Below are 13,155 nucleotides of genomic sequence, written 5' to 3'. Positions count from 1 at the left end.
GAGTACGAGTGCGAGCTGTTCGGCCGCATCGCGTTGATCCCCGCGTTCGGTCACTCGCACCTCCTCTTCCTCATCGAACACTAACAGAAAGTCGGTAAGTTCCGAATCTTCAATAATTATTGAATATTGGGTAGGCTCGCTGTGTCGCTCGACGGCTCAGCCAGGAGGGGATCGATGCACCGACCCACGCAGGCAGGCGCATCCCCGGGTGTTGACGGCGACGTGATCGCGGTCCGCGGGCTCACCTTCACGTATCCGCGGGCGGCCGAACCGGCGTTGCGCGGCATGGATTTCGCCGTCGGGCGTGGCGAGATCTTCGGGTTTCTCGGGCCCAGCGGCGCCGGAAAGTCGACCACGCAGAAGTTGCTGATCGGCTTGCTCCGCGGCCATGGTGGCCAGGCCGCGGTGTGGGGCCGCGACCCGGTGGACTGGGGATACGGCTACTACGAGCGCATCGGGGTGTCGTTCGAGCTGCCCAACCACTACCAAAAACTGTCCGGCTTGGAGAACTTGCGCTTCTTCGCGTCGCTCTACGGCGGCCCGACGGCTGACCCGATGCAGCTGCTGGAAGCGCTGGGCCTGGCCGAGGACGCCCACACCCGAGTCGGCGAGTACTCCAAAGGCATGCAGATGCGGCTGACCTTCGCGCGGGCCCTGATCAACGACCCCGAGCTGCTCTTCCTCGACGAGCCCACGTCCGGCCTGGACCCGGTCAATGCCCGCGCGGTCAAGGACATGATCGTGGAGCTGAAAGGGCGCGGGCGCACCGTGTTTCTGACCACCCACGACATGGCGACCGCCGACGAGCTGTGCGACCGGGTCGCTTTCATCGTCGACGGAAAAATCATGGCCCTCGATACGCCGGCCGAGCTGAAGATCGCTCGCAGCAGGCGTCTGGTCCGGGTCGAATATCGCGGCGAGCGCGGTGGTCTCGAGTCCACGGAATTCCCGATGGACTCGTTGGCCGACGACTCGGAATTCCACATGCTGCTGCGTGGCCGGCACGTCGAGACCATCCATAGCAGGGAGGCCAGCCTCGACGACGTGTTCGTCGAGATCACCGGCCGGAGGCTGACGTGACGCGTCTGGTGAGTGCCGTGCGGATTGAGTTTGTTCTTCAAGTCCGGCAACGGTTTTTGCATGCGGCGATTTTCTCCGGGCTGATGTGGCTGGCGGTGCTGCTGCCGATGTCTACGGCTTTGCGCACGGTTGCCGAGCCCTACGTGTTGGCGGGCGACACCACCATCGTCGGGTTCTTTTTCATCGCGGGGTCGGTGTTTTTCGAGAGGCAGGAACGCACGCTGAGCGCCATCATCGCCACCCCGCTGCGGTTCGCCGAATACCTGATCGCGAAACTCGCCGTACTGCTTGCGGTCTCGCTGTCCGTCGCGGTCGTCGTGGTCACCGCCGCGCACGGGACCGCCTACCGCCCGGCCCCGATGGTTCTCGGGGTGATGCTCGGAACGCTGTTGATGCTGCTGGTGGGATTCGCCACCTCGCTGCCATTCGCCTCGATCAGTGATTGGTTTCTGGCGGGCACGATCCCGCTGGCCGTGATGAGCCTGCCGATGGCGTACCTGTCCGGGGTGTGGCCGAACCCGGTCCTGTACCTCGTGCCCACGCAGGGGCCGCTGTTGTTGTTGGGATGCGCCTTCGGCCACGTGAGTCTGGCGCCCTGGCAGATCGGCTACGCCGTCTTATATCCGCTGCTGTCCGCGGCCGGATTATGCTGGGCGGCAAAGGTGTTGTTCGGCCGCTACGTCGTCGCCAAATCCGGCGGGATCTGATGGTGAGCGCACGGGCAATCTCCGCGTTCGCGCGCAACGACGTTCGCGGCACGTACCGGGATCCGCTGCTCGTCATGGTCGTGGTCGCGCCGATCATCTGGACCACGGGTGTCGCCGTGCTGACCCCGCGCGTGACGGTGATGCTCGCGCGCCGCAACGGCTTTGACCTCGTGCCCTACTATCCGCTGGTCCTGACCGCGTTTCTGTTGCTGACCAGCATCATCATCGTCGGCGCGCTGGCGGGGTTCTTGGTGCTGGACGAGGTGGACGCCGGCACCCTGACCGCGTTGCGCGTCACCCCGGTGCCGCTGTGGACCTTCTTCGCCTACCGGGCGGCCACGGTGCTCGTCGTGACGACGGTGTACGTGGTCACGACGATCTCGTTCAGCGGTCTGCTCGGGCCCGGTCTGGTCCCCGCACTGATCCCGATCGGGCTGCTGGCCGGGCTCTCGGCGGTGGTCACCCTGCTGCTGATCATCGTCATGGCCGGCAACAAGATTCAGGGCTTGGCGATGGTCCGCGCCCTGGGCATCCTGATCGCCGGCCTGCCGTGCCTGCCGTGGTTCGTGCACTCCACGTGGAATCTCGCGTTCGGCGTATTGCCGCCATATTGGGCGGCCAAAGCGTTCTGGGTCGCACACGACCACGGCACCTGGTGGCCGTATCTGGCGGCGGGCGTCGTCTACAACACGGCGATCGCGTGGCTGTTGTTCGGCCGCTTCCGCGCCAAATACTAAGCCCGTCAGCCCATCACGAAATATCGCAGCCACAGGTACAGGGCGGACAGCGCGATGGAGATGGCGGTGACGACCGCGCCCTTGCGGGTGAATTCCCAGAAGGAGATGGGAGTGTCCGCGCGGCGCGCGATTCCGAGTAGGACGATGTTGGCGCTGGCGCCGATGGCGGTCAGGTTGCCACCGAAGTCCGTGCCCAGCGCGAGGGCCCACCACAAGACGCCCGGGTTGGTGTGATCGGTCAGGGCGGGCACCAGGTCGGCGACCACGGGCGCCATCGTGGCGGCGTAGGGGACGTTGTCGACGACCCCGCTGAGGACGGCCGACGCGACCAGGATGATCATCGTCGCGGCCAGGGTGTTGCCGCCGGTGGCGGAGATCAACACGCGGGCAAGCTCTTTGACGACACCCGTCTTCACCAGCGCCCCGACCATGATGAACAGGCCGGCGAAGAACAACAGCGTGTCCCACTCCACGCTGGACAGGTAGTCGGCCGGTTTGAGCCTGGACGCCACGACCAGGATGCCGGCACCCAACAGTGCCACCACCGAGGGCTCCATCTGCAACGGCGCGTGGGCGATGAACGCGGTGAACACCGCCAGCAAGACGATTCCGCACGTGATGAGCAACCGGGGGTCGCGGATGGCCTCCTTTTCCTCCAGCGCCATCACATCGGCGACCCGCTCGGGATCGATGGTGAATGCCCCGGGAAAAAGGCGCGGCAACAACACAATCAGGACGGCGATGACGATGACCACGATCGGCGCCAGATGAATGAGGAAGTCGTTGAACGTCAGGCCGGCCTTGCTGGCGATGATGATGTTGGGCGGGTCACCCACCAGGGTCGCCGCGCCGCCGATGTTCGAGGCGAATACTTCGGCCATCAGAAAGGGCGCCGCATTGAGCGCCAGGCGTTCACACACCAACAGCGTCACCGGCGCGACGAGCAACACCGTGGTGACGTTGTCGAGCAGGGCCGAGGCGATCGCGGTCACCAGGGCCAGCAGGATCATCACGCGCAGCGGGGAACCGCGGGCGCGTTTGGCCGACCAGATCGCCACGTACTCGAACACACCGGTCTGCCGCAGCACGCTGACGATGATCATCATGCCCAGCAGCAAAAAGATGACGTCCCAATCGACCCCGGTTCCGCGTGAGTAGAAGATGTCGTCGGAGTGGATAATCGGGAGGGTGACCACGATCGCGGCGCCGGCCAGGGCCACGAACGTCTTGTTGACGCGATCGCTGGCGATCAGGACATAGGCCACCGCGAAGACCAGGATCGCGATGAAACTCATCTATTTACCTGTGGCATCAGGGTTTCAGGGCCGCCGCCAGCACACGCGACGCCGTGATCACCCCGACCAGCCTGCCCTCCTTGACCACCGCGACGAGCGGGCTGCGCAGTCGCGCCATGAGCGCGGCCACTTCGATGATGGTGTCGTCGGCATGGGCCGGCGGCACGTCGACCAGGTGGTCGGGCAACACGTCGCGCACCTTCTTGCCGCTCAACTTTTCCGCGCAGCGGTCGGCCGTTGATTCGTTGAGCACGCCGGCCAGCGACGGATCGTCCTGCACGTAGCGAGGCACGATGAAGCGGACGACCTGGGAGGCGGGCAGCACCGCATAGGGGCGTCCCGAGCTGTCGGTGACCAACAGCCCGGGCAGCCGGTGCTCGGCCAGCATTCGGGCGGCGTCCAGCGCGTCCGCATCAATGCTGACGACGGGGAAGTCCTCGGCGATCTGCTCGGCGCGCACATTGTGACGATACGTCGGCGAAAAGTGGGTGGCGCGGCGATGTGAATGCTCATGGCGTGCTCCTGGGTCGGACGAAGACGTGCCGACCAGGCTTCCCGGCTCACCGCGCATTGACGCTACCAAAGGCGCGGCCGCGCGACGAACGCCGGAATTGCTGCCTTCCCACCGGTGCGCCGCGGCGCCCGCTGCGTAAACTGACGGGATGCTGGAACAGATCCGCGGGCCCGCTGATCTGCAGCACCTTTCTGCGCATCAGCTCCGCGAATTGGCCGCCGAGATTCGCGAGTTCCTGATTCATAAGGTCGCTGCCACCGGGGGACACTTGGGGCCCAATCTGGGCGTGGTCGAACTGACGCTCGCGCTGCACCGGGTGTTCGACTCGCCCCACGATCCGATCATCTTCGACACCGGCCATCAGGCCTACGTCCACAAGATGCTGACGGGGCGTTCCCACGAGTTCGAAAGCCTGCGCAAAAAGGGTGGGCTGTCCGGGTATCCGTCGCGCGCCGAGAGCGAACACGACTGGGTCGAGTCCAGCCACGCCAGCGCCGCGTTGTCCTACGCCGACGGCCTGGCCAAGGCCTTCGAGCTGAGCGGGCACCGCAACCGGCACGTGGTCGCGGTGGTCGGCGACGGCGCGCTCACCGGCGGCATGTGCTGGGAGGCCCTGAACAACATCGCCGCTTCCGGCCGCCCGGTGATCATCGTGGTCAACGACAACGGCCGCAGCTATGCCCCGACGATCGGCGGTGTCGCCGACCATCTCGCCACACTGCGGCTGCAACCGGTGTACGAGCAGGCCCTGCAGAGAGGCCGCGACGCGGTGCGCGCGCTACCGCTGGTCGGCAGGCTCGCCTACCGCGTCATGCACAGCGTCAAGGCCGGCATCAAGGACTCGTTGTCCCCCCAGCTGCTGTTCACCGACCTGGGGCTGAAGTATATGGGCCCCGTCGACGGTCACGACGAACGCGCGGTGGAGGCGGCGCTGCGCCACGCCCGTGGCTTCGGCCGGCCGGTGATCGTGCACGTGGTCACCCGCAAGGGGATGGGCTATGCGCCCGCCGAAGACGACGAAGCCGAGCAGATGCATTCCTGCGGCGTGATCGACCCCCTTACCGGCCAGGCGACCAACGTCGCCGGCCCCGGCTGGACGGCGACCTTCTCCGATGCGCTCATCGGCTACGCCCGCACGCGCCGCGACATCGTCGCCATCACCGCGGCCATGCCCGGCCCTACCGGGCTGACGCCGTTCGGGCAGCAGTTTCCGGACCGCTTGTTCGACGTCGGCATTGCCGAGCAGCACGCGATGACGTCGGCGGCCGGCCTGGCCATGGGCGGGATGCACCCGGTGGTGGCCATCTATTCGACCTTCCTCAACCGCGCCTTCGACCAGATCATGATGGACGTCGCGCTGCACCGGCTGCCCGTCACCATGGTGCTCGACCGGGCCGGGATCACCGGCTCGGACGGCGCCAGCCACAACGGGATGTGGGACCTGTCGATGCTGGGCATCGTGCCCGGCATGCGGGTGGCCGCGCCCCGCGACGCCATCCGGTTGCGCGAGGAGCTCGGTGAGGCGCTCGACGTGGACGACGGACCGACGGCGCTGCGCTTCCCCAAAGGCGATGTGGGCGAGGACATCCCGGCGATCGAGCGCCTCGGGTCGGGCATTTCGGGGGTCGACGTGCTCGCGGTCCCGGCCAGTGGATACAACCACGACGTACTGCTGGTGGGTGTCGGCGCGTTCGCGCGGATGGCGCTGGCGGCGGCCAAGCGGCTGCACAACCAGGGGATCGGCGTCACGGTCGTCGACCCGCGCTGGGTGCTGCCGGTATCGGACACCCTGGTCGAGCTGGCGGTGCAGCACAAGTTGGTCGTCACCTGCGAGGACAACGGGGTCAACGGCGGGGTGGGTTCGGCGGTGTCCGCCGCCCTGCGCCGCGCCGAGATCGACGTTCCGTGCCGCGACGTCGGCGTGCCGCAGCGGTTCTACGAGCACGCTTCCCGGGGTGAGCTGCTGTCGGATCTGGCGCTGACCGATCAGGACGTGGCCCGCCGCATCACCGGTTGGGTCGCCGCGCTGAGCAGCAGTGACGCCGAAGCGGAGATCCGCGAGCACCTCGACTAGTCGCCCGAGGAGCGATCCTCCGGCGCCTGCAGCGCGCGGGCCAGAACGGGATCTACCAACTCCCGCTGCCACGGCCGGGCCTGCCCGGCGCGCAGGAACGTTTCGACGGCCTCGAAGGCGTCGGGCGCGGGCGCCCAGTCCCAGCACAGCCGCCGCACCAGGTCCGGTGACACCAGGTTCTCGGCGGGGACGTGCACGCGTTCCGAGACCTCCGACAGCGCCGCGCGCGCGGCCTCCAGCCGTGCGGCGGCCTCCGGTTTGCGCCTGCTCCAGCGCGCCGGCGGTGGCGGACCGTTCGGCGGTTCGGCGTCCCCCGGCGGATTCTTGTTCTGCCGCGCCGCGTCCAGCGCCGCCAGCCACGTCGCCGCGCTGCGACGTTGATTGCGACCACCGAACACGGGCAACGCGATCAGTTCCTCGACGGTCGTCGGGTTGGCCAGCGCGGCATCGATGATGGCCGAGTCGGGAAGGATGCGGCGCGGCGCGATGTCGCGGCGCTGCGCGATCCGGTCGCGGGTCAACCACAATTCACGCACCGCGGCCAAGCCGCGCTGATCCCGCACCCGATGGATCCCCGACGTTCGCCGCCACCGGTCCCGGCGCGCGGCCGCGCCCGGATCTTTCGAACCCGTGTTCCGCAGATAGTCGAATTCCTGTGCGGCCCAATCGGTTTTGCCTTGCCCGGCGAGGACGTCCGCGATCGCCGCTCGCAGCTCGATGAGCAGTTCCACATCCAGGGCGGCGTAGTTGAGCCAGTCGGCGGGCAGGGGCCGCTTGGACCAGTCGGCCGCCCCGTGGCCCTTGGCCAGACCGAACCCCAGCAGCCGCTCGACCATGGTGGCCAGGTTGACTCGGTCGAACCCGGCCAGCCGCCCGGCGAGCTCGGTGTCATAGAGCGCGGGCGGTCGCATGCCCACCTCCGCCAGACAGGGCAGGTCCTGATCGGCGGAGTGCAGGATCCATTCGTCGTTGCCCAGCACCTCGGCCACCGGCCGCAGGGCCGCAAGCGGGTCGCCGCCGTGGCTCACCGGGTCGATCAGCACCGTGCCGGAGCCGGCCCGGCGGATCTGGATCAGGTAGGCCCGGTTGGAGTAGCGGAAGCCCGACGCCCGCTCGGCGTCCACCGCGAACGGCCCGCGCCCACGGTCCAACCGCTGCGCCGCGGCCTCGATTTCGCGGACGCTGATCGAGATGGGTGGGACGCCTTCCGACGGCTGCGGAAGCGGGGTGGGGGCCGGGTCGGTGCTGCCGGGCGCGCTGGTGGCCGGCCCGTCGGGCGACGGTTCGCCCATGCTAGGCGCGTGACCGCGAACTCAGGTCGGTGACTCCGGTGGGCGGCAGGCCCGCGGCGTGCTCGAGCACCTCGCAGAACGCCTCGACGTGCGTGCCGACCGCGGGCGACGTCGCCGTCCATGACGCCCGCAGCTCGAGCTGATGGGCGCGCGGCGGCCCCGAGATATCGCCGTAGCGCACCGAGGTGGTGGCGGTGACGGTGCCGCCCAGCGCGACGACTTGCTCCATGCGTGACTCCAGTGCCTCGACCAGCCAGCTCCACGCTACTTCGGGCAGCAGCGGGTCGACCGCCTCACTGGGGTCGAGGTCGGCCTGGATGTAGGCGACCATGCGGATGGTGCCGTCCCACGCGTCGGCCCCTTCGGGGTCATACAGCAGGATCAGCCGGCCGAAGGCGTCGCCGTCGGACCGTTCGGGGATGATCTCGCGATCGGGATGTTTGACCTCGGCGCCCAGGGCGTAGCTGTGGGGCGCCAGGCGCTGCGGCGGCCGGATCGGACCCAGCTCGATCTCCGGACGGACGACGACGGCGTTCATCGCCGCTACCGCCTCGCGGAATGGGGCCGGTTCGGATGAGGTCACTTGGCGCCGCTCCTCTTCATCCCGACCGCTCTGCGTCGTCACGGCACGGGTCACAGGGATCGACGGTAGCCCTTCCGGCTGACACGCTGCGACAGGCGCGCCGCGTTTCAAACCCGCCGCGACCAAGCCGTTACCAGCCCTCCACCCAACGTATATATGCAGCTCAGTGGTAGTTCAGCGGGTGAAACGCGCCGGGCGCTTCTCGCGGTGCGCGGCCAGGCCTTCCTGCACGTCAGGACCGCTGAAGCTGAGGAATTCCAGGCCCACCGACGTCTCGAAGGTGGGGCCCATCATGCGGTACCAGTGGTTGAGGCTGCGCTTGGTCCACTGGATCGCGTTCTGCGCGCCCTGCGCCAGGTTCTCGGCGATGCGGGTGGCCGTGGACAGTACGTCGTCGTCGTCGACGCAGGTGGACACCAGGCCGATCCGCTCGGCCTCCTCACCGAGCAGGGTTTCGCAGGTCAGCAGGTAGTACTTGGCCTTGGCCATGCCGACCAGCAGCGGCCAGCAGATCGCGGCGTGGTCACCGGCCGCCACACCGAGCTTGGTGTGCCCGTCGATGAGCTTGGCCGTCCGGCCCGCCACCGAGATGTCGGCGAGCAGGGCCACCACCAGGCCCGCGCCCACCGCCGGGCCGCGTATCGCCGACACGACGGGCGTGTCGCAGTTGATCATGTTGTGCACCAGGTCGCGGGCTTCGCGCATGATGCGGATCCGGCCCTCGTACTCGCCGATGGTCTCGGCGATCAGGTCGAAGCTGCCACCGGACGAAAACGCCTTGCCCTCGCCGCGGACCAGGACGACGCGCACGGCCGGGTCGCGATCGATCACCGGCCAGATATCGGCGAGGTCGCGGTGCATCTGCGGGCCGACGGAATTCAGTCCCGGGGAGTCGAGAACCAGCGTCAGCACGCCGCTTTCACCGAGCTCGCAGCGCAGGCTGGGGAACTCGTCGTAATTCACTGGCGGCTGGCTGACTGGCATCCGGGCTCCTGACGTTCAAACGGTTGCGGTCGCGATAGTACGCAGCGGCGTTCGGCGTTCCGCGGTCATGGCAGCATTGAGGCCAATGAACAGGCCAATGAACAGCAGTGCGCCTACTCGCCGCGACCTTCCCGAGTCGCCGTATCTGGCCGCCGCCGGCGGCCGCAAACCCCACCGGGTTCCGGTGTGGTTCATGCGGCAGGCCGGTCGGTCGCTGCCCGAATACCGGGCCCTGCGGGCCCAGCACGACATGCTGTCGGCCTGTTTCGACGCCGAGCTGGTCGCCGAGATCACCCTGCAGCCGGTGCGCCGCCACGACGTCGACGCGGCGATTCTGTTCTCCGACATCGTGGTGCCGCTGCTCGGCGCCGGCATCGACCTGGACATCGTCGCCGGAGTCGGGCCGGTGATCGAGTCGCCGGTGCGTACCGCCGCCGACGTGGCCGCGATCAAACCGCTTGAGCGGCAACGGGTTCAGCCGGTTTCCGATGCGGTGACGTTGCTGGTGTCCGCGCTCGGCGACGTTCCGCTGATCGGCTTCGCGGGTGCGCCGTTCACCCTGGCGTCCTACCTGATCGAGGGCGGCCCCAGCCGCCACCATGCGCGCACCAAGGCGATGATGCTGGCCGAGCCCGACAGCTGGCATGCGTTGATGGAGAAGCTGACCGACATCACCGTGGGCTTCCTGCGGGCGCAACTGGACGCCGGGGTGGACGCGATTCAGGTGTTCGACTCGTGGGCCGGGACGCTGTCACTGGCGAATTACCGCAGTTACGTGCAGCCGCACAGCGCCCGGATTTTCGCCGCCCTGGCCGAATACGGCGTGCCGATGACGCATTTCGGGGTCGGCACCGCCGAACTGCTGGGCGCGATGTCGGCGGTCGGACCGTCCGTGGTGGGCGTGGATTGGCGAACCTCGCTCGCCGACGCCGCGGTCCGCGTGGAACCCGGCACCGCGTTGCAGGGCAACCTCGATCCGGTGGTCCTGCTGGCGGGCTGGCCGGTGGTGGAACGCGCGGCGCGCGCCGTCGTCGACGACGGGCGGCGCGCGGTCGACGCCGGGGCGGCCGGTCACGTCTTCAACCTGGGCCACGGCGTGCTGCCCGAAACCGACCCCGCAGTGTTGACCGATCTGGTATCGCTGGTCCATTCGTTATGACATCCCGTTCGTATTGTGTTGTCGGGGGCGGGATTTCCGGGCTGACGGCGGCCTATCGGCTGCGCGTGGCCCTCGGTGACGACGCGGCCATCACGCTGTTCGACCCGGGGGAGAGGCTCGGCGGAATCTTGCGTACCGAGTCGGTCGGCGGAGTGCCGATGGACCTGGGTGCCGAGGCTTTCGTGCTGCGCCGACCCGAGCTGCCGGCGTTGCTGGACGAACTGAATTTGACTGGGCGCCAGCTGGTTTCGACCGGTGCCCGCCCGCTGATCTACAGCGGGCAGCAATTGCGCCCGCTGCCCACGGGCACGGTCGTGGGGATCCCGTCGTCGGCGGCGTCGGTGGCGGGATTGGTCGACGAGGCGACCGTCGCCCGCATCGACGCCGAACCCTCCCGGCCGTTGGATTGGCACGCGGGCAGCGATCCCGCGGTGGCCGACCTGGTGGGCGACCGGTTGGGCGACCAGGTGGTGTCGCGGTCGGTGGATCCGCTGCTGAGCGGTGTCTACGCGGGCTCGGCGGCCACCATCGGCCTGCGCGCGGCCGCCCCGACCGTGGCCGCGGCCCTGGACCGCGGCGCCGCCAGCCTGACCGACGCCGTCGGCCAGGCGTTGCCGCCGGCCACCGGCGCCCCGGTGTTCGGGGCGCTCGAGGGCGGGTACCGGGTGCTGGTCGATGCGCTCGTCGCGCGCGCCCGGGCGCGCTGGGTGCGCGCCGCCGCGTCGCGGCTCGAGCGCGCCGACGCGGGCTGGGCGGTGTTCGATGACACCGGCGCCCGCTGGCCCGCCGATGCGGTGATCCTGGCCGTTCCCGCGCACGAGACGTGCCGCCTGCTCGCCGGCATCGCCCCGCGCAGCGTCGCCGCCGCCGGGCGCATCACCAGCGCCTCGTCGGTGGTGCTGGCGCTGGCGGTGCCGGCCGACACCGCGTTCCCCGGGTGTTCGGGCGTGCTGGTCGCCACCGGTGAGCGGTTGCGGGCCAAGGCCATCACGCTGTCGTCTCGCAAGTGGGGCACCCACGCGGACGCGCAGCTGCTGCGGTTGTCGTTCGGGCGGTTCGGCGATCACGTGGCGGCCAGCACCTCCGACGACGAGCTGCTGACCTGGGCGTTGGGTGACCTGGACACCGTGTTCGGGGTGGCCGTCGATCCCATCGACGTGCGGGTGCAGCGGTGGATCGACGCCATGCCGCAGTACGGCCCCGGCCATGCCGATCTGGTCGCCGAGGTGCGCGCGGGCCTGCCGCCGACGCTCGCGGTGGCCGGTGGTTACCTCGACGGCATCGGCGTGCCGGCCTGTGTCGGCGCGGCGGGGCGCGCGGCCGAGCGTGTGATCAAGGCCATCGAAGGCGGCGACGGACTAGTGGCACGATAGGTTTCATGGCCAAGCTTGACTATGACGCTTTGAACTCGACGGTGCGCTACCTGATGTTCTCGGTCTTCTCGGTGGAGCCGGGTGAACTCGGTGAACAGCGCGATGACGTGATCGACGACGCGTCGAGGTTTTTCAAACAGCAGGAGGAGCGCGGCGTCGTGGTGCGCGGCCTCTATGACGTGGCGGGCATGCGGGCCGACGCGGACTTCATGATCTGGACCCACGCCGAACGCGTCGAGGCGCTGCAAGCCACCTACGCCGATTTCCGTCGCACCACCGCGCTGGGACGGGTCTGCTCGCCGGTGTGGAGCAGTGTCGCCCTGCATCGGCCGGCCGAGTTCAACAAGAGCCACATCCCGGCGTTCCTGGCCGGCGAGGAGGCCGGCGCCTATATCTGCGTGTATCCCTTTGTGCGGTCCTATGAGTGGTATCTGCTGCCGGACGAGGAACGCCGCCGCATGCTCTCCGAGCACGGCATGGCGGCCCGCGGCTACAAGGACGTCCGTGCCAACACGGTCCCGGCGTTCGCGCTCGGCGACTACGAGTGGATCCTCGCCTTCGAGGCTCCCGAACTGCACCGCATCGTCGATTTGATGCGTGAGCTGCGCGCCACCGACGCCCGTCGGCACACCCGCGAGGAGACGCCGTTCTTCACCGGCCCCCGGGTGCCCGTCGAGCAGTTGGTGAAAGCCCTGCCATGACAACCCCTTTCGATGCCACCGACCCCACCCGTTTCGAGCAGATGTACCGCGACGACCAGACGTCGCACGGCCTGCCCACCGCCACACCCTGGGACATCGGCGGCCCGCAGCCGGTGGTGCGGCAGCTCGTGGCGGTGGGTGCGATCAAGGGTGAGGTGCTCGACCCGGGCACCGGACCGGGCCACCACGCCATCCACTACGCCCTGAACGGCTATTCGGCGACCGGCATCGACGGCTCGGCGGGCGCCATCGAGCGCGCCCAGGAGAACGCCCAAAAGGCCGGGGTATCAGTGAATTTCGAGCTGGCTGACGCCACGAAGCTGGAGGGGTTCGACGGCCGCTTCGACACGGTGGTCGACTGCGCCTTCTACCACACCTTCAGCACCGAGCCCGAGCTGCGAACCTCTTACGTGCAGGCACTCCGACGGGCCACCAAGCCGGGCGCGCGGCTGTACATGTTCGAGTTCGGCGAGCACGACGTCAACGGCTTCAAAATGATGCGGTCGTTGTCCGAGAACGACTTTCGCGATGTGCTTCCGGCCGCCGGTTGGGAGATCACCTATCTGGGCCCGACCACCTACCAGGTCAACATCAGCGCCGAGTCCATCCAGATGATGGCCGCGCGCAATCCCGACATGGCCGATGAGGCGGAGAAG

Annotated in this window: 13 protein-coding genes; 8 read left to right on the top strand and 5 right to left on the bottom strand. The window is 68.5% G+C overall.

Going from position 1 to position 13,155, the window contains the following annotated elements:
- The first annotated feature begins 174 nt into the window (after nucleotides 1-174).
- From Q0W90_RS18545 to Q0W90_RS18535, 3 genes are read left to right on the top strand one after another with little or no spacing between them, the layout of a single operon-like run.
- Nucleotides 175-1,080, top strand: a complete 906-nt coding sequence (locus tag Q0W90_RS18545) for an ABC transporter ATP-binding protein (protein ID WP_297775706.1) — start codon at nucleotides 175-177, stop codon at nucleotides 1,078-1,080.
- Nucleotides 1,077-1,787, top strand: a complete 711-nt coding sequence (locus Q0W90_RS18540; RefSeq protein WP_297597530.1) for an ABC transporter permease — start codon at nucleotides 1,077-1,079, stop codon at nucleotides 1,785-1,787. The genes Q0W90_RS18545 and Q0W90_RS18540 overlap by 4 nt, the downstream gene beginning before the upstream one ends.
- A complete protein-coding gene (locus tag Q0W90_RS18535) occupies nucleotides 1,787-2,524 on the top strand; it encodes an ABC transporter permease (RefSeq protein ID WP_297597528.1) in 738 nt (245 codons plus the stop codon). Before Q0W90_RS18540 ends, Q0W90_RS18535 begins: the two co-directional genes overlap by 1 nt.
- A gap of 5 nt (nucleotides 2,525-2,529) precedes the next feature.
- On the opposite strand, the gene Q0W90_RS18530 is transcribed toward Q0W90_RS18535, so the two are convergent.
- Nucleotides 2,530-3,819 carry an ArsB/NhaD family transporter gene (locus tag Q0W90_RS18530; RefSeq protein WP_297597525.1) on the bottom strand — a complete coding sequence of 430 codons (1,290 nt, stop codon included), beginning with the start codon at nucleotides 3,817-3,819 and terminating at the stop codon, nucleotides 2,530-2,532.
- Nucleotides 3,820-3,835: 16 nt separating this feature from the next.
- A complete protein-coding gene (locus Q0W90_RS18525; protein ID WP_297597523.1) occupies nucleotides 3,836-4,279 on the bottom strand; it encodes a CBS domain-containing protein in 444 nt (147 codons plus the stop codon).
- 202 nt (nucleotides 4,280-4,481) lie between these two features.
- Here Q0W90_RS18525 and dxs point away from each other — a divergent pair, with 202 nt between their 5' ends.
- Nucleotides 4,482-6,407, top strand: coding sequence for a 1-deoxy-D-xylulose-5-phosphate synthase (gene dxs / locus Q0W90_RS18520; RefSeq protein ID WP_297775702.1), 1,926 nt, complete (start codon nucleotides 4,482-4,484; stop codon nucleotides 6,405-6,407).
- Here dxs and Q0W90_RS18515 read toward each other — a convergent pair.
- The 3 genes from Q0W90_RS18515 to Q0W90_RS18505 form a co-directional block, all read right to left on the bottom strand.
- A complete protein-coding gene (locus tag Q0W90_RS18515) occupies nucleotides 6,404-7,699 on the bottom strand; it encodes a ribonuclease D (RefSeq protein WP_297597519.1) in 1,296 nt (431 codons plus the stop codon). The genes dxs and Q0W90_RS18515 overlap by 4 nt on opposite strands.
- A 1-nt stretch (nucleotide 7,700) precedes the next feature.
- Entirely contained in the window at nucleotides 7,701-8,324 is a 624-nt protein-coding gene (locus Q0W90_RS18510) for a DUF3000 domain-containing protein (protein ID WP_297597541.1), read from the bottom strand.
- A gap of 132 nt (nucleotides 8,325-8,456) precedes the next feature.
- Entirely contained in the window at nucleotides 8,457-9,266 is an 810-nt protein-coding gene (locus Q0W90_RS18505; protein WP_297597517.1) for an enoyl-CoA hydratase/isomerase family protein, read from the bottom strand.
- A 97-nt stretch (nucleotides 9,267-9,363) separates the two neighbouring features.
- Between Q0W90_RS18505 and hemE the strand changes: the two genes are divergently transcribed.
- The 4 genes from hemE to Q0W90_RS18485 all read left to right on the top strand — a co-directional run.
- Nucleotides 9,364-10,425 (top strand): uroporphyrinogen decarboxylase, encoded by a 1,062-nt coding sequence (gene hemE / locus Q0W90_RS18500; protein ID WP_297597515.1) that lies wholly within the window; start codon nucleotides 9,364-9,366, stop codon nucleotides 10,423-10,425.
- Nucleotides 10,422-11,798 carry a protoporphyrinogen oxidase gene (locus tag Q0W90_RS18495; RefSeq protein WP_297775697.1) on the top strand — a complete coding sequence of 459 codons (1,377 nt, stop codon included), beginning with the start codon at nucleotides 10,422-10,424 and terminating at the stop codon, nucleotides 11,796-11,798. Before hemE ends, Q0W90_RS18495 begins: the two co-directional genes overlap by 4 nt.
- A 5-nt stretch (nucleotides 11,799-11,803) precedes the next feature.
- On the top strand, nucleotides 11,804-12,499 hold the full coding sequence (gene hemQ, locus Q0W90_RS18490) for a hydrogen peroxide-dependent heme synthase (protein WP_297700977.1): 696 nt from the start codon (nucleotides 11,804-11,806) through the stop codon (nucleotides 12,497-12,499).
- Nucleotides 12,496-13,155 (top strand): class I SAM-dependent methyltransferase (locus Q0W90_RS18485; protein ID WP_297775694.1); only part of this gene is annotated, 660 nt, incomplete at its 3' end. The genes hemQ and Q0W90_RS18485, both read left to right, overlap by 4 nt.

Source organism: Mycobacterium sp., from assembly GCF_025933915.1.
GTDB lineage: Bacteria > Actinomycetota > Actinomycetes > Mycobacteriales > Mycobacteriaceae > Mycobacterium.
This window is presented reverse-complemented; position numbering and strand designations above follow the sequence as displayed.